We start from the raw sequence: 21,157 nt of genomic DNA on the forward strand, positions 1-21,157 counted from the left end.
CGACGGGTCACCGATACTTGATCAGCAGGGCCACCCCGATGATGGAGACCAGCCAGATGCCGGTGATGAACAGCGTCAACCGGTCCAGGTTCTTCTCCACCACGGTCGAGCCGGAGAGGCTGGACTGCACACCGCCGCCGAACAGTGTCGACAGGCCCCCACCCTTGGCGCGGTGCAGCAGCACCAGCAACACCACGAGCACGCTTGTGACCACCAGGGTGATCTGCAGGGCCAGCTCCATGACGCTAAAGCCTACCGGGTGGCGCTCGATGTGCCGCAAATGGCCCGCCGCGTGCTAGGGCAACCTTCCTCGCACTTTTTCAACATGCGTGTAACGATCAGCAATTAGATGCTCGGTGGAGAAATTCAACGTCGGCATCGAGCGATTTCTCGCAACCGTCGCTGTTTACCCTTTTGCACCTTTGCTACGTGCCAGACATTCGGACGTGGCGATGATTGCTGATTTCAGCGAAGTAAAAGACGACGATGCGGTTGTTCGGGCGTTGGCGGCCGGTTCGCCGCAGCGGATGGGAACATTCCGCTTCTATTTCGACGGGCAACGCTGGGAGTGGTGTGAGCAAGTAGCACGGCTTCATGGCTACGAACCGGGCACGGTGACGCCGACAACCGAGCTGGTGCTCGCGCACAAGCATCCCGACGATCGCAGGCAGATCGCGGCGACCCTGGATGACATCCGCCGCGACCACGGTCCGTTCAGCACGCGACATCGGATCATCGATGTGCAGGGCAACGTCCACCACGTTGTCGTGATCGGCAACCAACTCGTCGATGCGGTGGGCGAGGTCGTTGGAACTGAAGGCTTTTACATCGACGTCACGCCCACTGACGACGTCGTTCAGGATGCCTTGACCGCCGAAGTGGAGAAGTTCAGCAAGAACCGTGCCATCATCGAGCGGGCCAAGGGCATGTTGATGGTGATCTACGGGATCGATGAAACGACCGCTTTCGCGCTGCTGAGATGGCGATCTCAGGAGAACAACGTCAGGTTGCGACCATTGGCGCGGCGAATCGTTGCCGAGTTTCTCGCGCTTTCGCGCAGAGAGGTCCACCCGCTCCGATCCGCGTACGACGACATCGTCCTAACCGTCCACCTGCGGATCGTCTCGCGCGACGGCTGACGCCCTACGGCAGGGGCCCGCCGGCGGCGATCGCCGCCAGCGTCGCGAACTGCTCACCGTCCAGGGACGCGCCGCCGACCAGGGCCCCGTCGATGTCGTCGCGGGCGATGAGGTCACCGATGTTCTTGGCGTTCACCGAGCCGCCGTAGAGCACCCGCATGGTGTCGGCGACCTGTGCCGAGGCGAGGGACCCCAGCGTCGCCCGGATCGCGGCGCACACCTCCTGGGCGTCGGCGGCGCTGGCCACCCGCCCGGTGCCGATGGCCCACACGGGCTCGTAGGCGATGACGACCTTGCCGATCTGCTCGGCGGACAGCCCGGCCAGCGAGCCGCGCAGCTGCTCCTCGCAGTGGGCGACGTGCGCGCCGGCCTCGCGGACGTCCAGGTGCTCGCCGATGCACACGATCGGGGTCAGCTCGTGCTTGAGGGCCGCGGCGGCCTTGGCGGCCACCAGCGCGTCGTCCTCGTTGTGGTAGGTGCGCCGTTCGGAGTGCCCGACCACGACGAAGCTGCAGCCCAGCTTGGCCAGAAAGGCCCCGCTGATGTCACCGGTGTAGGCGCCCGAGTCGTGCTGAGACAGATCCTGGCCGCCGTAGGTGAGCCGCAGCTTGTCGCCGTCGACCAGGGTCTGCACGCTGCGCAGGTCGGTGAACGGCGGCAAGACCGTGACGTCGACCTTGTCGTAGTACTTGTCCGGCAGCGCGAACGCGATCTTCTGCACCAGCGCGATCGCCTCGAAGTGATTGAGATTCATCTTCCAGTTGCCGGCGATCAGCGGCTTGCGGCTCACGCGTCTCCTCCACTTGGTTGCGGCCGCCCGAGAACCTCGATGCCCGGCAGCGTCTTGCCCTCAAGGTATTCCAGCGACGCGCCACCGCCGGTGGAAATGTGCGAGAAGTCGCCCTCCGGGATGCCCAGGGCACGCACCGCGGCCGCGGAGTCACCGCCGCCCACCACACTGAACGCGCCCTTGCCGGTCGCCGCGGCGATGGCCTCAGCGACGCCCCGGGTGCCCGTGGCGAATGCCGGGAACTCGAACACGCCCATGGGGCCGTTCCAGAAGACCGTGCGGGCGTTGGACAGCAGGGCCGCGAAGCGCTTCACCGATTCCGGGCCGATGTCCAGCCCGATCATGTCGTCCGGGATGGCGTCGGCGGCCACCGTCTGCGGTGGCGAGTCGGCGGCGAACTGCTGGGCGACCACGACGTCCCTGGGCAGCCGCAGCACGTCGACGTAGGCGTCCAGCAGCCGGCGGCAGGTGTCGACCATCTCCTCTTCCAGCAGCGACTTCCCCACCGAAAAGCCTTGTGCCGCAAGGAAGGTGAAGCACATCCCGCCGCCGATCACGATGCTGTCGGCCTTGGTCGCCAGCGACTCGATGACGCCGAGCTTGTCGGACACCTTCGACCCGCCGAGCACCACCGCGTAGGGGCGGGTGGTCGAGCTCGTCAACTGCTCCAGCACCCGGATCTCGTCGGCCACCAGCGTGCCGGCGTAGTGCGGCAGCAGCGTGGCCACGTCGTAAACCGAGGCCTGCTTGCGGTGCACCACCCCGAACCCGTCGGAGACGAAAGCCCCTCCGGGCGAGACCAATTCGGCGAGTTCGCGGGCGAGCGCGAGTCGCTCGCCGTCGTCCTTGCTGGTTTCGCGCGGATCGAAGCGGATGTTCTCCAGCAGCAGGACGTCGCCGTCCGTGAGTCCCTCGGCCCGGGCCAGCGCGTCGCCGCCGACTACATCACCGGCCAGCTGCACGTGCCGACCGAGCTGCTCACCGAGCGCCGCGGCGACCGGCGCCAGCGACAACTTCGGGTTCGGCCCGTCTTTCGGCCGCCCCAGGTGCGCGGTGACCACCACCTTGGCGCCGGCGTCGACGAGCGCCTGCAACGTCGGCACCGACGCGGTGATGCGGCCCGGGTCGGTGATGGCGCCTTCGTCGTCGAGTGGGACGTTGAGGTCGGAGCGCACCAGCACGCCCCGACCCGAAACACCCTCGGCCAGTAGGTTTTCGAGTGTAGGAACGGCCACGGCTACAGCGACTTGCCGACCAGTGCGACGAGGTCGATGAGGCGGTTGGAGTAGCCCCACTCGTTGTCGTACCAGGACACCACCTTCGCCTGGTTGTCGATCACCTTGGTCAGGCCAGAGTCGAAGATCGAGCTGTGCGGGTCGGTGACGATATCGCTGGAGACGATCGGGGCGTCGTAATACTTCAGGATGCCCTTCAGCTTGCCCTCCGCCGCGGCTTTGAAGGCGGCGTTGATGTCTTCGGCGCTGGCGGATTTGGACAGCTCGGCGGTGAGGTCGGTCACCGAGCCGGTGGGGATCGGCACGCGCAACGCGTAACCGTCGAGCTTGCCCTTCAGCTCCGGGAGCACCAGCCCGATGGCCTTCGCCGCGCCGGTGGAGGTCGGCACGATGTTCAGCGCGGCGGCACGCGCCCGGCGCAGGTCCTTGTGCGGCCCGTCCTGCAGGTTCTGGTCCTGGGTGTAGGCGTGGATGGTGGTCATCAGCCCCTTGACGATGCCGAACTCGTCGTTGAGGACCTTGGCCAGCGGCCCGAGGCAGTTCGTGGTGCACGACGCGTTGGAGATGATGTTCTGGCTGCCGTCGTACTTGTCGTCGTTGACGCCCAGGACGATGGTGATGTCCTCGTCGGTGGCGGGCGCCGAGATGATCACCTTCTTGGCGCCGGCGTCCAGGTGGCCCTTGGCCTTGGCGGCGTTGGTGAACAGGCCGGTGGATTCCACCACGACGTCGACGCCCAGGTCGCCCCACGGCAACGCTGCCGGACCCTCCCGGACCTCGAGCGCCTTGATCTTGTGCGGGCCCACCACGATGGTGTCCTGGCCTTCCAGGCTGACGTCGTAGGGCAGCCGGCCCAGGATCGAGTCGAATTTGAGCAGGTGCGCCAGAGTGTGGTTGTCGGTGATGTCGTTGACCGCCACCACCTCGATGTCGGCGGTGCCCTGCTCCTGTTGGGCCAGTAGGGCCCGGTAGAAGTTGCGTCCGATTCGACCGAAGCCGTTGATGCCTACTCGGACCGTCACTTGATCTCTCCCTGTCTTGGCGATGTCTTTACTGAGTCCGCTGAATACGCGCTCGTGGTCAGCCTAGATGAGCAACATGCGCGGTTGCCGCCCCGGTTCCCGCGGACAATGTGACCTCAGTCGCGGCGGGTCTTCTTCAGCCACTTCAGCGCCGACTCGGCGGCGTGGTAACCGCACAGGCCATGGATGCCGGCCCCCGGCGGCGTGGACTGTGAACACAGGTAGACGCCCGGAACGCCGGTGGCGTAGGGATCGACGGCGATGCGGGGGCGGAAGATCACCTGCAGCCCGTCGTTGGCGCCGCCGATGATGTCGCCGCCGATGAAGTTCGCGTTGTAGGCCTGCAGCTCGGCGGGCCCCTTGCTGACCGTCGCCAGGACGCGGTCGGAGAACCCGGGCGCAAACCGCTCGATCTGGCCGACGACGGCGGCGGTGGCGTCGCCGTCGTAGCCGAACGGCACGTGTGCGTACGCCCAGATCGGGTTGACGTTGCCGGCCGAGCGGGACGGGTCGCTCAGGTACTGCTGCCCGAGGAGCACAAAGGGCCGGTCGGCCATCTTCCCTTGCGCGCGTTGGCGTTCGGTGTCCGCCATCTCGGCGAAGGTGCCGCCCAGGTGCACGGTGCCCGCCCGGGCGCAGTCGGGGTTGGCCCACGGGATGTCGCCCTCGATGGCGAAGTCGACCTTGAATGCCGACGAGCCCTCGCGGTAACGCCGATACGACCGCCGGATCCGGCTCGGCATGGCGTCGCCGTAGATGGCGAGCGCCGCGGCCGGGCTGAGGTCGAGCATGACGATGTCGGCGTCCGGGATGTCCTTGCGACTGCTGACGGTGACCCCGGTGGCCACCGAGCCGCCGTACTCCTGCAGGGCCGCGGACAGCGCTTGGCTGATCGACCCGGATCCCCCTTGCGCGACGGGCCAGCCGTAGCGGTGCCCGCTGGCCAGGATCATCAACCCCAGGGACGCGGTGAGCGGCCGGTCCAGCCGGGTGTAGACGTGCGCGGCCGCGCCGCCGAACAGCGCGCGCGCCTGCTCGGTGCGGAACCAGCGGGCCATGGTGGTGGCCGGCAGCAACGCCCGCGGGCCGAAACCGGCCAGGCGCAGCGGGTGCCGCGGGATGCCAAGCACCGGCCCCATGAGATCCTCGGCCAGTTCGTCGAATCCCACCGCCAGGTCGCCTATCGCCCGCCGCCACCGGGCGCCGTCGGCCCCCATCCGGGCCACGGTTTCATCGAGCGACTGGTAGAGCACGCCGGCGGTGCCGTCGTCGAGCGGGTGCGCGCAGTCGACCTCCGGCCACTTCCACCGCAGCCCGTAGCGCGGCAGGTCGATCTCCTTCCAGAACGGCGAACCGACGCCCAGCGGGTGAAACGCCGAGCAGTGGTCGTGGATGACGCCGGCCATCGTCAGTTCGCCGGAGCGAGCTCCCCCGCCGACGGTGTCGCACGCCTCGAGCACCTGCACGTCGACGCCGTGCCGAGCGAGGTGGATCGCCGCGGCCAGGCCGTTGGGGCCGGCGCCGACCACCACCGCCCTGGTCATCGGGCGGTGCCCGGCGGGTGGCCGCCATTTAGCACATGCACGGGCAACTCGTCGCCGGGCTCCGGCCACGGCTGGCGTGCGAGCATGTCCTCGACGTTGACATAGCCTTCCTCGATCAGTCCAGCCTTGGCGTCGAAGATGCGGTACCACTGCTTCTGGACGTGGATGGGCTGTCCCTCGAGGACGATCACCCGTACGTCACCGTCCTCGAAATGGCAACGGCGCTGCACGGCTTCGAGCAGCTGCTCGTTGTGCAGATGGCCCTCTCCGAAGTTCCAGCCGACGAGCGGCCCGGCGACGATTTCGCCCTCGCGGATCTTGTAATTGGCTTCGTCGGCCTCTCCCCCCAGGGCGCGAGGCACGAGGGCGTTGAGCGCGCGGCCGTGCAGGTGCATGGCCCGGAAGGCGGCGGTCTTGTCCGCCATGATCTCCGCGGTCTCGGGGTCGTAAAGCCGGGCCAGCTGGTTGACGACGAGGGCGGAGCTCTTGACGATCTCGGCGTCGATCTTTTCCTCCGCGCCGGCGCGGAAGCACCACACGCTGGACGCCCAGTTGCCGGCGTAGTACCTCATCGCGGGGAGGAACGAAATCTTCTCGGGGAACATGTTTCCCGCGATCACGAATGCCGCCGCGGCGGCGACGAGGGCCCACAGCAGCGGCGAACGCAGGTCGGTGGCCTGGATCGAGGCGTAGTGCCCGAACAGATAGAACAGCGAGAAGATGAAGAAGACGTTCCACTCCAACGGAACTCCCATCGGGAGGTTGGAAATGATGTTGAGGTGGAAGATCACCATGAATCCGATCAGGAACCACCGCCACGGGTGATCGCCGGCGAAGAAGACCAGCACCGTCGGAACCACGAATTCGGCTGTGGTGCCGCCGACGTGGGCCATCATCTTCGGCAACCAGGTGGGACGCAGATCGTTGATGTGGTCGCGGTACAGCATGTGCTTGATCGGTGTGAACACTTTGGGCCGCAGCAGCGCGTTATTGCTCGTCATCACCGACACCACATACGGGAAGTGGTGGTTGAGCTTGGATGTTGCAGCGCCCCACCACAACAACAGCATGATGAGCTTGTATGCGGCGATCTGATCGGTGAACGGGAAGAAGAACACGAACAGCTTGAGCCAGTAGTGCTCGCCGCGCGCGGCCAGGAAAATGGTCTTGTCGCGCAGGCCCAGTACCGCCAGCGCGACGATCGTCGGGATGACGCGGACGGGATCGATCAGGCCGACGTCGCCGGCCGCGGTGACCGGCCCGCCGTGGCCGGGCGACAGCAGCGCCCACACCCCGCCGGCCAAAACGATTGCGTACAGTGCGACGTCGACGACGGTGCGGCTGTCACCGGCGGTGAACGGCACCTTTCCCGGCCACGCCGGCAGCCGAATCGTGTTGGGCCGCAGCCAGTACAAGATTCCGCCGATGGGCGGCATGAACCGTCCGGTCAGCGGGCCCGACCCACAACCCAGGCCGGTCACCTCGAACAGCAGCGTGAAGACGATGACCTTCTGGTAGACGATCGGCTGCGTCCACCAGTCGCCGATGCGGCCGAGCCCGCCGAGGCCCGGGGTCAGCGAGATGATCGCGGCGGGAACGGCGATGTACAGGGCGATCTTGATCAGGTACAGCAGATAGACGGCATACGGTGTTCCGAAGCCCTGTTCCGCCCAGTGCCGCGTCACGACCTGCAGCCGGGTGGCCCGGGGCAGAGTCGGCCAGGTCTTGCGATCGACGTCGGGAAGGTCCGGGGTCATGAATCCCATGGGCGGCCTCGTTCGGTGTCGGAAGAAACCAGCTGGTCCGTCAAATGTATCGGCACCGCCAAGCGGGTGTGGCCGAATCGGCGCGCCCAACCCTGCGCCGGTCGCCCCAGCGACGAAAACCAATGCGCCGTAGGCGAATAGCTACCGGACCGCGGACCGGGGCCGCGGGGAAAGGGCGGGTGGCTCGGCGGGTACCCGGCGGGCGAATCGGCGGCGCAACTTCTCGAGCATGCCGTCGAGATTGTCCCGGTCCTGTTCCTCGATGCGCGCCATGCGGCGAAGGCTGCAGACGGCGTCGACGTCGCCGCTGGCCTGCGCGGCGACGATCGCCTTCTGGTAGTCGTCGAGCCGCTGTTCGATGAGCCTGCGGTTCTGCGAGAGCAGCCGCACGAAGTAGTCGGCCTGGCGGTGGTCCGCCGCGTCCGGGTTGGCCGGATCGACGTCACCGGCCGGGCGGCCCGTGGTCGGTGCGGACGGCGACGGGCCCTGACCGCGATGGGCCGGTTCGGTGCGAACGACCCCGACGTGGGGCCGCCGGGCGCGGGGGGCACTTCTGCGCGCGGCGCCCGAGCGGGCGTTGCGCTCGGGGGACAAACCGGCAACGTCCATCGGGGTCCCGTTTCTCGAGATTTCACTGAGTGCGTCGTAACAATAGCGGCAGGGCCGGGCCGGCACCATATCGCGGAAGAGGAAAGAGATAAACACCATGACCGCCGCCGCGCCCCGGTCGCTACCATCGAGGAATTCGACGCGGCTCCTCATACCTAGGGCGGCCTCGCGGGAGCGTCTAAGGGAGGAACGTGACCGATAACGATCACTCCGATGTCGGCGACATCGGCAAATTCGACCCCGTCTTGACCCAGCGCCTGATGAGCGTGATGCGCCCGGCCATGAAGACATACTTCCGGTCGGAGGTGCACGGCCTGGATTCGTTCCCGCCCGGCGGGGCGCTCGTCGTGGGCAACCACTCCGGCGGCATGTTCCCGATGGACGTCCCCATCTTCAGCGTCCACTTCTACGAGAAATTCGGCTACGACCGGCCGATCTACACGCTGAGCCACGACATCCTCATGGCCGGCCCCACCGGCGAGCTCTTCCGCCGTACCGGATACATCCGGGCCAACCGGGAGAACGCGGCCAAGGCCCTGCGGTCCGGCGGGGTGGTCATCGTCTTCCCCGGCGGTGACTACGACGCGTACCGGCCCACGCTCTCGGAGAACGTCATCGACTTCGATGGCCGCAAGGGATACGTCAGGACGGCGATCGAGTCCGGCGTCCCCATCGTGCCCGCGGTGTCCATCGGCGGACAGGAGACGCAGCTCTACCTGTCGCGCGGCACCTGGCTGGCCGAGCGCTTGGGGGTGAAGCGCTTGCTGCGCAGCGCGATCCTGCCGTTGTCGTTCGGCTTCCCCTTCGGCTTCAGTGCGGTGATCCCGCCCAATCTGCCGCTGCCCACCAAGATCGTCACGCAGGTGCTGAAGCCGATCGATATCACCGCGCAATTCGGTGACGACCCGGACGTCGACGAGGTCGACGAGCACGTGCGGTCGGTGATGCAGCAGGCCCTCAAGGACCTGGCCGCCAAGCGACGCTTCCCGATCCTGGGCTGAGCCGTGGCCTCTCCGATCAATCAAGCCCTCGGGCTCATCACCACCCTGCGGCGCGCCGGCATGATTGCGCCGATGCGGCCCGACCGCTACCTGAAGATCGCCGCCGCCATGCGCCGCGAGGGCATGGGGATGACCGTGGGCTTCGCCAGCGCGGCGCAACGCTGCCCGGACCGGCCGGGCCTGGTCGACGAGCTCGGCACGCTGACCTGGCGCCAGCTCGACGAGCGGATCAACGCGCTCGCCGCGGCGCTGCAGGCTTTGCCCTCGGGCCAGCCCAAGGTCGTCGGGATCATGTGCCGCAACCACCGCGGCTTCGTCGAGGCGGTGGTGGCGACCAACCGGATCGGCTCCGACGTCGTGCTGCTCAACACGTCATTCGCCGGGCCCGCGCTCGCCGAGGTGGTCAACCGCGAAGGCGTCGACGCCGTCATCTACGACGAGGAGTTCACCGACACGGTGGACCGTGCGCTGGCCGACAAACCGGACGCCACCCGCATCGTGGCCTGGACCGACGGGCAGCACGAGCTGACGGTCGAAAAGCTCATCACCGAGCACACCGGCCGGCAACCCGAGCGCACCGGACGCAAGGGCAGGATGATCCTGCTGACCTCCGGCACCACCGGAACTCCCAAGGGCGCCAATCAAACCGGCGGCAACGCCGGCATCGGCACGCTCAAGGCCATCCTGGACCGCACGCCGTGGCGGGCCGAGGAGACGGTGGTGGTCGTGGCGCCGATGTTCCACGCGTGGGGCTTTTCGCAGTTGATCTTCGCGGCGTCGATGGCGTGCACCGTGGTCACCCGGCGCAAGTTCGACCCGGAGGCGACGCTGGACCTCATCGACCGGCACCAGGCGACCGGCCTGGCAGTGGTGCCGGTGATGTTCGACCGCATCATGGAGTTGCCGCCCGAGGTGCGAAAGCGGTACAGCTGCAAGTCATTGCGATTCGCGGCGGCATCGGGCTCGCGGATGCGGCCCGACGTCGTGACCGCGTTCATGGACGAGTTCGGCGACGTGATCTACAACAACTACAACGCCACCGAGGCCGGCATGATCGCCACGGCCACTCCGCAGGACCTGCGCGCCGCACCCGACACCGCGGGCCGCCCGGCGGGCGGGACCGAAATCCGAATTCTGGACAGCGATTTCAACGAGCTGCCCACCGGCGATGTCGGCACCATCTACGTCCGCAACGACACCCAGTTCGAGGGGTACACCTCGGGCACGACCAAGGATTTTCACGCGGGGTTCATGTCGTCGGGCGACGTCGGCTACCTCGACGAGGCCGGCCGGTTGTTCGTGGTCGGCCGCGACGACGAGATGATCGTCTCCGGCGGCGAGAACGTCTATCCGATCGAGGTGGAGAAGACGCTGGCGGCGCACCCCGACGTGGCCGAGGCCGCGGTCATCGGCGTCGACGACGAGCAGTACGGCCAGCGCCTGGCGGCATTCGTGGTTTTGAACGCGGGCGCCGAGGCCACGCCCGAGACGCTCAAACAGCATGTCCGGGAAAACCTGGCCAACTACAAAGTGCCCCGCGAGATCGCCGTCCTCGACGAACTCCCGCGCGGCAGCACCGGCAAGATCCAACGCAACGAACTGCAAGCTCGGGTCAACGGCTGATGCGCCGCCGCCTCTCGGAACTGCGGCGCCCCCGGCCGCTGGCGCGCGCCGCACTTGAATTGGCTAACGCCGCCAACGGATTACGGCCGCTGGCACGCAAGGGCTACAGCACCGTGTTGGTCTTCTGGTTCGGCTGGCCGACGTCGGAGGTGCCAGGCGTCTACTTCACCGTCTCCTTGGTGGATGCGTTGCGGCGCGCGCGGCGCGGCCACTTCGAGGGACGGCGCGGCAAGGCGGCGCTGGCCCTGACGGCCGCGTCGTGGGCGATACTCGGGGTGATCCGCTACCGCGGCATCACCACCCCCGGCCCGGTGCTCGAGGCGGGCCTACGCGAGCAGCTCGGACACGATTACGAAGAGGCGCTGAGCAGTCTGCCGCACGCCAAGCCCACGCGCAGCGGGCGGCGCAGCCTGCCGCTGGGCAACACCGTGGCCCGCCGGCGCTACGTCGAGAAGACGAACGTGGTGTCCTACGGCCCGAACGGCCGCGCCAACCTCGCCGACATCTGGCGCCGCCGCGACCTGCCGCGGGACGCCAAGGCGCCCGTGCTGCTGCAAGTGCCCGGCGGGGCCTGGATGATCGGGATGCGCCGGCCGCAGGCCTACCCGCTGATGAGCCACCTGGCCGCCCGCGGCTGGGTGTGCGTGTCCATCGGTTATCGCGTCTCGCCCCGCCACACCTGGCCCGACCACATCGTCGACGTCAAACGGGCGCTGGCATGGGTCAAGGAGAACATCGCCGACTACGGTGGTGACCCCGACTTCGTCGCCGTCACCGGCGGCTCCGCGGGCGGACACCTGTGCGCGCTGGCGGCGCTGACCCCCAACGACCCGCAATTTCAGCCGGGCTTCGAAGACGCCGACACGTCGGTGGTGGCGGCGGTCCCGATCTACGGCCGCTACGACTGGTTCTCGACCGAGGGCGAGGGTCGGCCCGAATTCGTCTCGCTGCTCGAAAAGTTCGTAGTGAAGCGGCAATTCGACGCGCACCGCGACGTCTACGTCGACGCCTCGCCGATCCGGCGGCTGCGGGCCGACGCGCCCCCGTTCTTCGTCCTGCACGGCCGCGACGATTCCCTGATCCCCGTCGGCGAAGCTCAGGAATTCATCGAGGAGCTGCGCGCGGTGTCGAAGTCCCCGGTCGCCTACGCCGAATTGCCCAGCGCGCAACACGCTTTCGACATCTTCAGTTCGCCACGGGCGCATCGGTCCGCCGAGGCCGTCGCGCGGTTCCTGTCGTGGGTGTACGCGACGAACCCGCCCGATCGCGACTAAGGACCACGCCGACAACCACTCGGACCGCCTAGCGCGACACCTGATCGCGGAACGCCGTGCGATACGCCTGGGGTGACACCCCGACGAGGCGCTTGAACTGCTCGCGGAAGTTTGCGGCCGACTCGAAACCCACACGACGGCCGATGCTTTCGACGTTGTCGGACGTGCCTTCCAGGAGCTGCTGAGCATGGCGCACCCGCACACCGGTGAGCCATTGGATCGGTGTCTGGCCCGTCTCCGCCTGGAAGCGGCGATTGAGGGTACGAGTGCTGGTGGCCGCGTAGGCGGCGATCTCCTGCAGCGTCAGATTTTCGTGCGCATGTGCTTCGATCCAGGCGAGCACCCCGTCGAGGCGGGTGTTGGCCGGCCGCCGATTGCGCAGGATGAACTGCGCTTGGCCGCCGGCCCGGTGTAGCGGCGCGACGGCCAGGCGTGCGGACTCCGCGGCGACGGCCGACCCGTAGTCGCGGGCGACCAGGTGCAGACACAGGTCCAGACCCGCCGACGCCCCGGCCGACGTCAAGATCTGACCTTCGTCCACGTAAAGCACATCCGGGTCGAGATCGACGGCGGGATAGGTGTTCCGGAAGTCGGCGGCTCCCAGCCAGTGTGTCGTCGCCCGCTTGCCGTCGAGAACACCGGCGGCGGCAAGGACGAAGGCACCGGTGCAGATCGAAGCGATGCGAATCCCGCTGTCGTAAGCCGCCTTCAGCGCGACAATCAGTGCCCGCGGTGCCGGCGCCGACGGATCGTTGGAACCGGGCACCACGATGGTGTCGGCGTCGCAGAGCTCGTCGATCCCGTGGTCGGTCGCGATGCGAATCGGACCCGCACCGACCTCCGCCTCCGTCCCGCACACCCGCACCCGGTAGCCCGCGCGGCCGTCCGAGAGCGTGACCCGGCCGAAGACGTCGACCGGTGTCGCCAGGTCGGAGACCACGCAATCCGGCAGCGCAACCACGGCGACCCGATGCACGTTTGGCAATATACCAGCGAAATGCGTCCTTCTTGCCACTGGTTCTGCGGCACGCGTCCTGCCAGCATTGGCAATCGTGTTCGCACAAATCGTCCTGATCGACAAGTTCGATTTGCTCGACGTCATCGCCCCCTTCGAGGTACTCACGGCGGGCGCTCAGGCGGTGGGTGGGGACTTGATCGTCGAGCTCGTCTCCGCCGAGGGACGCCGCGAAGTACTCAGCGGCACCAAGGATGTCGCATTGCTGGCCAACGGCGGCCTGGACCCGACCAAGCCGGGATACGTAATCGTTCCCGGTGTGAGCGGGGCTATCGCGGGCGACCCGGACCACGGCGCCGAGACCATTCCCGTATTGCTGGCCCGCACACTCGACACTCCCCTCATTCCGTTGCTGCGCAGGTGCTTTGACGAATCCGAGGTCATCGTCGGATCGGTCTGTGGCGGATCGGCATTGCTTGCCATGGCGGGCCTGATCGAGAACCGCTACGCCACAAGCCATTACCTGGGCATCGACCTCCTCGACGCGGCGGGAGTGAACGCTGTCAGGGCCCGCGTCGTCGACGACGGCGACTTCGTCAGCGCGGGCGGAGTCACCTCCGGTCTCGACCTGGCGCTCTACCTATTGGAGCGTTCCTACGGGCCCCGCGTCGCGCACGCCGTTGAGGAGCTGTTCGAATACGAGCGCCGCGGCATCGTGTGGAAGCCGTCGGGGCGCGAACCGGTGGAGATCTGACATGCCCATCGTTGGAGAGTGGGACGTCCTTATCAAGACGCCGATCGGGTCGCTGGTCGTCATCTACGCCTTCAGCCCGGATGAGGACGGCCTTCGCGGCACCGCCACCCTGAACGGCGAAACCACGTCGCTACGGGATATTTCGGTCGACGGCGACAGGGTGACCTGGCGGCAGTCGGTCACCAAGCCGACGCGGTTGAACCTCGAGTTCGATGTGACCGTCACCGGTGACCAGCTGAACGGTCATTCACGGGCAGGGCGGCTGCCCCGCTCGAAGGTGACCGGCACGCGCCGCGGCTGACGCATCGGGCGCGGAGATGAACTTGCTCGATGATCCGAAAACCTCTGCCAACGAGCCTTATACGACGGTAGGCCGAGAGGAACGGTGAGCGCGTTCCTGCTGTCGGTTCACCTGGTGGCGGCGATCCCCCAGTGGCGATCGCGAGCGCGGCGCAGCCGGGCGATGCGGGTCGCCAATCGGGTGCCAACTCGTTGTAATCCCTTGTGTCACTTTGGCTTCAGTGGTCACATAGTGCCGGTTTTTGTCGGTGGGTGTCTCTAGGGTTTGGGGCATGGGTGTCAGTGGTCGTGAGGAGATCGTCGAGGTGTTCGACGCCTTCGACCACGACGTGGACCGGTTGTGCGAGTTGTCTTTTGACGTGCTCACCACCCCGGAGCGGCTGCGCGCCCTGGAGCGCCTGGAACGGGTATACCGCCGGCTGCGCGCTCCCCAGCATGCGTTGATCAACCAGCTCGACGCCCACGCCAGCCCCGCAGAGCTGGGCGGGTCGCTGCGGGTGGGGCTGGCCGACCGGTTGCGCATCACCAAGGCCGAGGCCGCCCGGCGCATCGCCGAAGCCGCCGACCTCGGACAGCGCCGGGGGTTGACCGGCGAGCCGCTGGCCCCGCAACTGAGCGCCACCGCGGCCGGCCAACGCGACGGGGTCATCGGTGACAGCCACGTCAAGGTGATCCGGAGCTTTTTCGCCCAGCTGCCCGCCGCGGTGGACGCATTGACCCGCCAGGCCGCCGAGGCCGACCTGGCCGGCAAAGCCGCCGGATATCGGGCCGACGAGTTGGCCAAATACGCCGGGCGGGTGATGGATTGGCTGCACCCCGACGGGGAATTCAGCGACGCCGAGCGGGCCCGCAAACGCGGCATCACCCTAGGCGCCCAGGAGATCGACGGCATGTCACGCCTGAGCGGCATGATCACCCCGGAGCTGCGGGCCGCGATCGAGGCCATGCTGGCCAAACTGGCCGCCCCCGGGGCGTGCAACCCCGAGGACGACACCCCGATCGTGGATGCGACACCTGATGAGGACGCGGTGCGCCGCGACACCCGCTCGACAGCGCAGCGCAACCACGACGCGTTCCTCGCCGGGCTGCGCGGCCTGTTGGCTTCGGGGAAACTGGGTTCCCACACCGGGTTGCCGGTCTCGATCGTGGTCACCACCACGTTGGAGGACCTGGAGGCCGCCGCCGGCAAGGCCCTGACCGCCGGCGGCACCCTGGTACCCATGAGCGATGTGATCCGCTGGGCCGGCCACGCCCACCACTACCTCGCCATCTTCGATGGCGCCAAATCACTGGCGCTGCATCACACCAAACGAATCGCCTCCCCCGCTCAGCGCATCATGCTCTATGGCAAGGATCGTGGCTGCAGCAAACCCGGCTGCGATGCCCCCGCCTACCACAGCCAGGTCCACCACATCACCGGCTGGACCACCACCCGCCGCACCGACATCGACGACCTCACCCTGGCCTGCGGCCCCGACAACCGCCTCGCCGAACAAGGCTGGACCACCCGCACCAACGCCCGCGGCGAAACCGAATGGCTCCCACCACCTCACCTCGACCGAGGACAACCCCGAACCAACACCTACCACCACCCCGAACGATTCCTCCGCGACCAAGACGACGCAGACGACGACCCCGTTTGACCCATCAACTAGGGCCATAAGTCACAAATCTAGGGGCTTTAGCCTGCGTGTATATCAGCCTGACCGCCGCAAAACTATAACGTGTTCTAGTAGCCGCGCGAGCGACTGGAGGCGTGAAGTGAGTATCGATACCGCCGGCGTCGGGGTGCGAGAGATCGACGTGGGAACGTTGCCGAGCCGGTTTGCCCGCGGCTGGCACTGCCTGGGCGTGGCCAAAGACTTCCTCGACGGAAAGCCTCACCCGGTCAACATCTTCGGCACGAAGCTCGTCATCTTCGCCGACTCGGACGACAATTTGCGAGTCCTCGACGCCTACTGCCGGCACATGGGCGGAGACTTGTCGCAGGGCGTGGTCAAGGGCGACACCGTCGCGTGCCCGTTTCACGACTGGCGGTGGGGCGGCGACGGCAGATGCAAGGAGGTGCCGTATGCCAAGCGCACACCGCGAATGGCCCGCACCCGCTCATGGCCTACCGAGGTGCACAACGGCCTGTTGTTCGTCTGGCACGACCACGAGGGCAATCCGCCGTCACCGCAGTTGCAGATCCCCGACATTCCGGAGGCCGCCAGTGACGCGTGGACCGACTGGCGCTGGCGCAGCGAGCTCATCGAGGGTTCAAATTGCCGCGAGATCGTGGACAACATCGTCGACATGGCACATTTCTTCTATATCCACTACGGCTTCCCGACGTATTTCAAAAACGTCTTCGAGGGGCATATCGCCTCGCAATATCTGCGCACTGTCGGCCGGCCCGATGTGCTGCTCGGCGGGTCGCACTACACCGGTGAACAGACACTGGATTCCGAGGCCTCCTACTTCGGCCCGTCGTTCATGATCAACTGGCTGCACAACAGTTACGGCGGCTACAAAGTGGAATCGATCCTCGTCAACTGTCATTACCCCGTCACGCAGAACTCCTTCATGCTGCAGTGGGGCATCAAGGTGCGGAAGCCGGAAGGCATGGACGACGCCGCCACCGAGAAGCTGTCCGAAGCGTTCACCGAGGGCGTCAGCATGGGCTTCCTGCAGGACGTCGAGATCTGGAAGCACAAGACGCGAATCGAGAACCCGTTGCTGGTGGAAGAGGATGGCCCGGTCTATCAGCTGCGGCGCTGGTATCAGCAGTTCTATGTCGATGCCGCAGAGGTCACGCCGGAGATGACCGACCGCTTTGAGTATGAGGTCGACACGACCACCGCGAACAAGCACTGGCATGCGGAGGTGGAAGAGAATCTTCGGCCCAAGGTCGCGCAGCCGCAATAGGATGCAGCCGCAATAGGAGTCAGCCGCAATAAGATTCAGTGCTCGACCGGACACTTACCGGTGTAGTCGACCTGCCAGTGCTTGATGCCGTTGAGCCAGCCGGACCGGATCCGCTCCGGTCTTGCGATGGGCGTGAGGTCGGGCATGTGGTCGGCGATGGCGTTGAACATCAGGTTGATCGTCAACTTGGCCAGGTTGGCGCCGATACAGTAATGCTCGCCGGTGCCGCCAAATCCGACGTGCGGGTTGGGATTCCGCAAGATGTCGAACGTGAACGGGTCGGTGAAGACGTCCTCGTCGAAGTTGGCGGAGCGGTAGAACATCAACACCCGCTGACCCTTCTTGATCGTCACGCCCGACAGCTCGGTGTCCCGGTTGGCGGTGCGCTGGAACGCGGTGACCGGGGTGGCCCACCGGACGATCTCGTCCGCCGCGGTCTCCGGGCGCTCCTCCTTGTACAGCTCCCACTGGTCGGGGAAGTCGGCGAACGCCATCATGCCCTGGGTGATCGAATTGCGGGTGGTCTCGTTGCCGGCGACCGCCAGCATCATCACGAAGAACCCGAACTCGTCGTCGGACAGCTTCTCGCCGTCGATATCCGCCTGCAGCAGCGTGGAAACGATGTCGTCGCCGGGATTTTCGGCCTTGAGCTCGGCCATTTTCATCGCGTAGGCCAGCACCTCCGCCGAGGACACCTTGGGATCGATATGTGCGTACTCGGGATCCTGGGCGCCGGTCATCTCGTTGGACCACCGGAAGAGCTTGCCGCGGTCCTCTTGCGGCACCCCGAGCAGCCCGGCGATAGCCTGCAGCGGCAATTCGCACGCCACCTGCTCGACGAAATCGCCGGAGCCCTCGGCGGCGGCGGCCTTGGCGATGGCCTGCGCCCGCTCGTTGAGCTGGTCGCGCAGCCGCCCGATCGCGCGTGGCGTGAACCCGCGGGAGATGATCCTGCGCAGCCGGGTGTGGTGCGGCGGGTCCATGTTGAGCAGAACGAACCGCTGCACGTCGATGTCTTCGCGGCTCATGTCGTCGGCGAAGCGCGGGATGGCGCCGTTGAGCCAGCTGGAGAAGACGTCGTTGCGCAGCGACACCTCCTTGACGTCTTTGTGCTTGGTCACCACCCAGAAGCCACCGTCGTTGAAACCACCCTTGCCGACGGGCTGGTCGCACCACCAAATCGGTGCGTTGCGGCGGAGTTCGGCGAGCTCCTCGACGGGTAGGCGCTCGGCGTAGATGTCCGGGTCGGTCGGGTCGAAGCCGGGGGGAAGGTGCGGGCAGGTCATCGATGGCTCCTCTGCGAGTCAGATCAGCATTGAGTCAGACCATGGTGTCGGCGGCCGGCAGCCCGAATTCGTGATTGCCGAAGATCAGGTAGGCCCGCTCGGGATCGTTGGCGGCGTGCACACGGCCGGCGTGCGCGTCGCGCCAGAACCGTTGCATCGGAGCGCTATTGGCCAACGCGGTGGCGCCCGATGCGTCGAACAGCCGGTCGATCGAAGCGACCGCGCGAGCGGTGGCGCGCACCTGGTCGCGACGGGCCCGGGTCCGCAGCTCGAACGGGACCTCCCGGCCCGCCACCAGGCACGAGTATTCGTCGCCGACGTTGCCCATCAGCTGTCGCCAGGCGGCGTCGATGTCGCTGGCCGCCTCGGCGATCCGCACCTTGGCGAAGGGGTCGTCTTTGGATTTCTCGCCCGCGAACGCGGCACGCACCCGCTTGCCTTGATGCTCGACATGCGATTCGTAGGCGCCATAGGCCATGCCGACGATCGGGGCGGTGATCGTGGTGGGATGCATTGTGCCCCATGGCATCTGGTAGACGGGAGCGGTGTTGACGGCCAGCCCGCCCGCGGTGTGATCGTTCATCGACTTGTAGGACAGGAACCGGTGCCGGGGCACGAAGGCGTCCTTGACCACCAGGGTGTTGCTGCCGGTGCCCTTCAGGCCGACCACATGCCAGACGTCGTCGATGCGGTAATCGCTGTTCGGGATCAAGAAGCTGCCGAAGTCGACCGGCTGGCCGTCCTTGAGCACCGGGCCGCCGACGAAGGTCCACGTGGCGTGGTCGCAACCCGACGACCAGTTCCACGAGCCGTTGACCACATAACCACCGTCGACCACCCGACCGGCGCCCATCGGAGCGTACGACGAGGAGATGCGCACGCCCGTGTCCTCGCCCCAGACGTCTTGCTGGGCCTGCTGGTCGAACTGCGCCGCGTGCCAGTTGTGCACGCCAAGGATCGATGCCACCCATCCGGTTGACCCGCACGCGCTGGCCAGGCGCCTGACGGCCTCGAAGAATACCGTCGGATCGCATTGCATCCCGCCCCACTGCGCTGGTTGCAGCAGCCGGAAGAAGCCGATGTCCTGGAGTTCGCTCACGGTGGCGTCCGGCAGTCGCCGCAGATCCTCGGTCTCCTCTGCCCGCTGCCGCAGCTTGGGCAAAAGGTCGTCGATGGCGGCCAACACCGACTGGGCATCAACTTCTCGAACGGACGTCACTGCTTACCTCCTGACGTGCGCACTGATCACCGAACTAGATGACGTTGCAATGGCAGCCAAATATTTCGTTGTTTCCGCAGTACAGCAGCAATAAAACCTGGTCTGTAACTTGTTCTAATTATGGCCCGACGCCGAGTCGGAAATAGGGCATAAAGTCCCATAGCTGTCCCGCGCCGGTCGCCCTCGCTACGGGAATCGTCGTCACACGCCGCGATCCGGTCACCCGGGATCAGGGGCGAAGACCCTGGAAGTGAAGTCGAGAACCTAAGGCGCCAACGACATTCGGAGACTGCTACGCCGCTAGCTCACTCCCGCGCGGCGGCCTTCTCCAGGTCGGTCAACGCCGGCTCGATGCGGTCGGCCATGTCGTCGATGTCGCTGGCCACCTCGGGCGTCGTCACGAAACCGAAGTCCAGGTAGTCGGTGTAGGAGAAGCAGGTGATGTTCAGGGCGACGTCCATGACGGGCGGCCCGAGCGGCACCAGCGAATCGAGCCTGGCGCCGGCCATGTACAACGGGAACGGCGGACCGGGCACGTTGGACACAACCAGGTTGATGGGGGCCAGGTTTCGCGACAGCCCGCTGGCGGTGTAGGCCCGCGCGGCCAGCCCCAGCAGTCCCGGCGGCGTCGTTTCGGTCAGCCCCATGATCTGGTGCGCCGACAACGCCTTGGCCATCAGCTTGGCGTTCTGGGTGCTTTCGTGGATTGCCCGCAGCCGCTCCCCCGGGTCTTCGACGTCGGTGGCCAACGAGACAGTCATCGAGCTCACCTGGTTGCCGACGTCCTCCTTATTGTCGTCGGTGCGAGTGGAGACCGGGATCTGCGCGATGAGCGGCTTGGCCGGCAGCTCGCCGCGCTTCTGCAAGTACTCGCGGGCCGCCCCGGCCACGAGCGCCAGCACCACGTCGTTGAGCTTGACGCCGTAGGCGTCCTTGACGGCCTTGGCCCGGGCCAGCTCGACGCGGCAGCCGGTGATCCGGCGGTGCGGCGACACGGGTGCGTTGAACCGGGTCTTGGGCGCTTCGAAGTACCGCGGGGGCCGGCCGCTCACGCCCAGCGCGGCGATCTGCTGGCGCACGGTCTGCTCCACGAGCCTAGCGATGCGGAAGGGCGTCTTGACGCCGACGTTGATGAGCGCGCCCACCGCCCGGCGTTCGATGCCCGGGATGCGCGAGCCCACCAGGGATCCGACCGTTTCCTGTTGCGGCGGGCGCGGTTCCGGCGTGACGTCCAAGAGGATCTCACCCAGGCCGGCCCCGGAGACGCCGTCGACGATGGCGTGGTGCATCTTGGTCAGCGACGCGACCCGGCCACCCTCGACGCCCTCGATCACCCACATCTCCCACAGCGGCCGGGCACGGTCCAGCTTGTAGGACATCAACCGGCCAACCAGCTCCTCGAGCTCACGCCGCCCGCCCGGCGCCGGCACGGCGATGCGCCGGATGTGGAAGTCGATGTCCAATTCCTCGTCTTCGACGAACCACGGCCGGTCCAGCCCGAGCGGCGCACCGGTGACCCGCCACCGCAGCTGCGGCAGCTCGGGCAGCCGCTCGATGATCAGTTCGCGGAGCCGCTGAAAGCTGTACTCGGGTGTTTCCTTCGGGTCACAGATCGCCAGTGCCCCCACATGCATGTGCCAGCCCGCAGTCTCGGCCGACCAAAACGCCGCATCAACGCTCGAAAGCCGCTTCATCCCCCGACCGTAGCCCCCGCCTACTCGTTGCGAACAGCG

General features: G+C 66.9%; 19 protein-coding genes. 8 read left to right on the top strand and 11 right to left on the bottom strand.

Features of this window, described 5'->3' with window-relative positions; genetic code table 11:
* Window positions 1-7: 7 nt before the first annotated feature.
* Window positions 8-241: a preprotein translocase subunit SecG gene (gene secG / locus A5697_RS00290; protein WP_040624202.1), complete on the bottom strand. Its 234-nt coding sequence runs from the start codon at window positions 239-241 to the stop codon at window positions 8-10.
* A 211-nt stretch (window positions 242-452) separates the two neighbouring features.
* Between secG and A5697_RS00295 the strand changes: the two genes are divergently transcribed.
* On the top strand, window positions 453-1,139 hold the full coding sequence (locus A5697_RS00295) for a PAS and ANTAR domain-containing protein (RefSeq protein ID WP_068006990.1): 687 nt from the start codon (window positions 453-455) through the stop codon (window positions 1,137-1,139).
* Between the two features lie 4 nt (window positions 1,140-1,143).
* Here the strand turns inward: A5697_RS00295 and tpiA are convergent, their stop codons facing one another.
* The 6 genes from tpiA to A5697_RS00325 form a co-directional block, all read right to left on the bottom strand.
* Complete coding sequence (gene tpiA, locus A5697_RS00300; protein WP_068006952.1) at window positions 1,144-1,929, bottom strand: triose-phosphate isomerase; 786 nt, start codon at window positions 1,927-1,929, stop codon at window positions 1,144-1,146.
* Window positions 1,926-3,164: a phosphoglycerate kinase gene (pgk, locus tag A5697_RS00305; RefSeq protein WP_068006955.1), complete on the bottom strand. Its 1,239-nt coding sequence runs from the start codon at window positions 3,162-3,164 to the stop codon at window positions 1,926-1,928. Before pgk ends, tpiA begins: the two co-directional genes overlap by 4 nt.
* A 2-nt stretch (window positions 3,165-3,166) precedes the next feature.
* Entirely contained in the window at window positions 3,167-4,186 is a 1,020-nt protein-coding gene (gene gap, locus A5697_RS00310; RefSeq protein WP_067944593.1) for a type I glyceraldehyde-3-phosphate dehydrogenase, read from the bottom strand.
* 116 nt (window positions 4,187-4,302) lie between these two features.
* Entirely contained in the window at window positions 4,303-5,730 is a 1,428-nt protein-coding gene (locus A5697_RS00315) for an NAD(P)/FAD-dependent oxidoreductase (protein ID WP_068006959.1), read from the bottom strand.
* Window positions 5,727-7,496: a DUF3556 domain-containing protein gene (locus tag A5697_RS00320; RefSeq protein ID WP_068006962.1), complete on the bottom strand. Its 1,770-nt coding sequence runs from the start codon at window positions 7,494-7,496 to the stop codon at window positions 5,727-5,729. Before A5697_RS00320 ends, A5697_RS00315 begins: the two co-directional genes overlap by 4 nt.
* A gap of 141 nt (window positions 7,497-7,637) precedes the next feature.
* On the bottom strand, window positions 7,638-8,105 hold the full coding sequence (locus tag A5697_RS00325) for a hypothetical protein (protein ID WP_067944596.1): 468 nt from the start codon (window positions 8,103-8,105) through the stop codon (window positions 7,638-7,640).
* A gap of 260 nt (window positions 8,106-8,365) precedes the next feature.
* Here A5697_RS00325 and A5697_RS00330 point away from each other — a divergent pair, with 260 nt between their 5' ends.
* From A5697_RS00330 to A5697_RS00340, 3 genes are read left to right on the top strand one after another with little or no spacing between them, the layout of a single operon-like run.
* Entirely contained in the window at window positions 8,366-9,106 is a 741-nt protein-coding gene (locus tag A5697_RS00330; protein WP_156673020.1) for a lysophospholipid acyltransferase family protein, read from the top strand.
* A gap of 15 nt (window positions 9,107-9,121) precedes the next feature.
* Window positions 9,122-10,729, top strand: a complete 1,608-nt coding sequence (gene fadD12, locus A5697_RS00335) for an acyl-CoA ligase FadD12 (protein WP_197500868.1) — start codon at window positions 9,122-9,124, stop codon at window positions 10,727-10,729.
* Complete coding sequence (locus tag A5697_RS00340; RefSeq protein ID WP_068006969.1) at window positions 10,729-12,003, top strand: alpha/beta hydrolase; 1,275 nt, start codon at window positions 10,729-10,731, stop codon at window positions 12,001-12,003. Before fadD12 ends, A5697_RS00340 begins: the two co-directional genes overlap by 1 nt.
* A gap of 28 nt (window positions 12,004-12,031) precedes the next feature.
* Here the strand turns inward: A5697_RS00340 and A5697_RS00345 are convergent, their stop codons facing one another.
* Window positions 12,032-12,979 carry a GlxA family transcriptional regulator gene (locus tag A5697_RS00345; RefSeq protein WP_068006971.1) on the bottom strand — a complete coding sequence of 316 codons (948 nt, stop codon included), beginning with the start codon at window positions 12,977-12,979 and terminating at the stop codon, window positions 12,032-12,034.
* Window positions 12,980-13,055: 76 nt separating this feature from the next.
* On the opposite strand from A5697_RS00345, the gene A5697_RS00350 reads away from it, so the two are divergent.
* From A5697_RS00350 to A5697_RS00365, 4 genes are all read left to right on the top strand, one after another.
* The gene (locus tag A5697_RS00350; RefSeq protein ID WP_068006972.1) at window positions 13,056-13,712 is read left to right on the top strand and encodes a DJ-1/PfpI family protein; all 657 of its coding nucleotides are present in this window, start codon (window positions 13,056-13,058) and stop codon (window positions 13,710-13,712) included.
* A 1-nt stretch (window position 13,713) separates the two neighbouring features.
* Window positions 13,714-14,013, top strand: a complete 300-nt coding sequence (locus A5697_RS00355; protein ID WP_068006974.1) for a hypothetical protein — start codon at window positions 13,714-13,716, stop codon at window positions 14,011-14,013.
* Between the two features lie 271 nt (window positions 14,014-14,284).
* Entirely contained in the window at window positions 14,285-15,655 is a 1,371-nt protein-coding gene (locus A5697_RS00360; RefSeq protein ID WP_068006978.1) for an HNH endonuclease signature motif containing protein, read from the top strand.
* Between the two features lie 118 nt (window positions 15,656-15,773).
* Complete coding sequence (locus A5697_RS00365) at window positions 15,774-16,919, top strand: Rieske 2Fe-2S domain-containing protein (RefSeq protein ID WP_068006981.1); 1,146 nt, start codon at window positions 15,774-15,776, stop codon at window positions 16,917-16,919.
* Between the two features lie 35 nt (window positions 16,920-16,954).
* Here the strand turns inward: A5697_RS00365 and A5697_RS00370 are convergent, their stop codons facing one another.
* The 3 genes from A5697_RS00370 to A5697_RS00380 form a co-directional block, all read right to left on the bottom strand.
* The gene (locus tag A5697_RS00370; protein ID WP_068006983.1) at window positions 16,955-18,205 is read right to left on the bottom strand and encodes a cytochrome P450; all 1,251 of its coding nucleotides are present in this window, start codon (window positions 18,203-18,205) and stop codon (window positions 16,955-16,957) included.
* A gap of 34 nt (window positions 18,206-18,239) precedes the next feature.
* A complete protein-coding gene (gene hsaA / locus A5697_RS00375) occupies window positions 18,240-19,424 on the bottom strand; it encodes a 3-hydroxy-9,10-secoandrosta-1,3,5(10)-triene-9,17-dione monooxygenase oxygenase subunit (RefSeq protein WP_067944604.1) in 1,185 nt (394 codons plus the stop codon).
* 305 nt (window positions 19,425-19,729) lie between these two features.
* Window positions 19,730-21,118, bottom strand: coding sequence for a wax ester/triacylglycerol synthase family O-acyltransferase (locus A5697_RS00380; protein WP_067944605.1), 1,389 nt, complete (start codon window positions 21,116-21,118; stop codon window positions 19,730-19,732).
* Window positions 21,119-21,157 lie beyond the last annotated feature (39 nt).

This window comes from Mycobacterium sp. E3251 (genome assembly GCF_001666835.1).
In the GTDB taxonomy this organism is placed as follows: Bacteria; Actinomycetota; Actinomycetes; order Mycobacteriales; family Mycobacteriaceae; genus Mycobacterium.

Bases quoted from the DNA above. Each gene is read 5' to 3' on its own strand.
- A5697_RS00360 (WP_068006978.1), top strand. From the start codon at position 14,285: ATGGGTGTCAGTGGTCGTGAGGAGATCGTCGAGGTGTTCGACGCCTTC.
- A5697_RS00355 (WP_068006974.1), top strand. From the start codon at position 13,714: ATGCCCATCGTTGGAGAGTGGGACGTCCTTATCAAGACGCCGATCGGG.
- A5697_RS00380 (WP_067944605.1), bottom strand. From the start codon at position 21,118: ATGAAGCGGCTTTCGAGCGTTGATGCGGCGTTTTGGTCGGCCGAGACT.
- A5697_RS00330 (WP_156673020.1), top strand. From the start codon at position 8,366: ATGAGCGTGATGCGCCCGGCCATGAAGACATACTTCCGGTCGGAGGTG.
- A5697_RS00325 (WP_067944596.1), bottom strand. From the start codon at position 8,105: ATGGACGTTGCCGGTTTGTCCCCCGAGCGCAACGCCCGCTCGGGCGCC.
- secG (WP_040624202.1), bottom strand. From the start codon at position 241: ATGGAGCTGGCCCTGCAGATCACCCTGGTGGTCACAAGCGTGCTCGTG.
- A5697_RS00295 (WP_068006990.1), top strand. From the start codon at position 453: ATGATTGCTGATTTCAGCGAAGTAAAAGACGACGATGCGGTTGTTCGG.
- A5697_RS00320 (WP_068006962.1), bottom strand. From the start codon at position 7,496: ATGGGATTCATGACCCCGGACCTTCCCGACGTCGATCGCAAGACCTGG.
- A5697_RS00370 (WP_068006983.1), bottom strand. From the start codon at position 18,205: ATGACCTGCCCGCACCTTCCCCCCGGCTTCGACCCGACCGACCCGGAC.
- A5697_RS00340 (WP_068006969.1), top strand. From the start codon at position 10,729: ATGCGCCGCCGCCTCTCGGAACTGCGGCGCCCCCGGCCGCTGGCGCGC.
- A5697_RS00315 (WP_068006959.1), bottom strand. From the start codon at position 5,730: ATGACCAGGGCGGTGGTGGTCGGCGCCGGCCCCAACGGCCTGGCCGCG.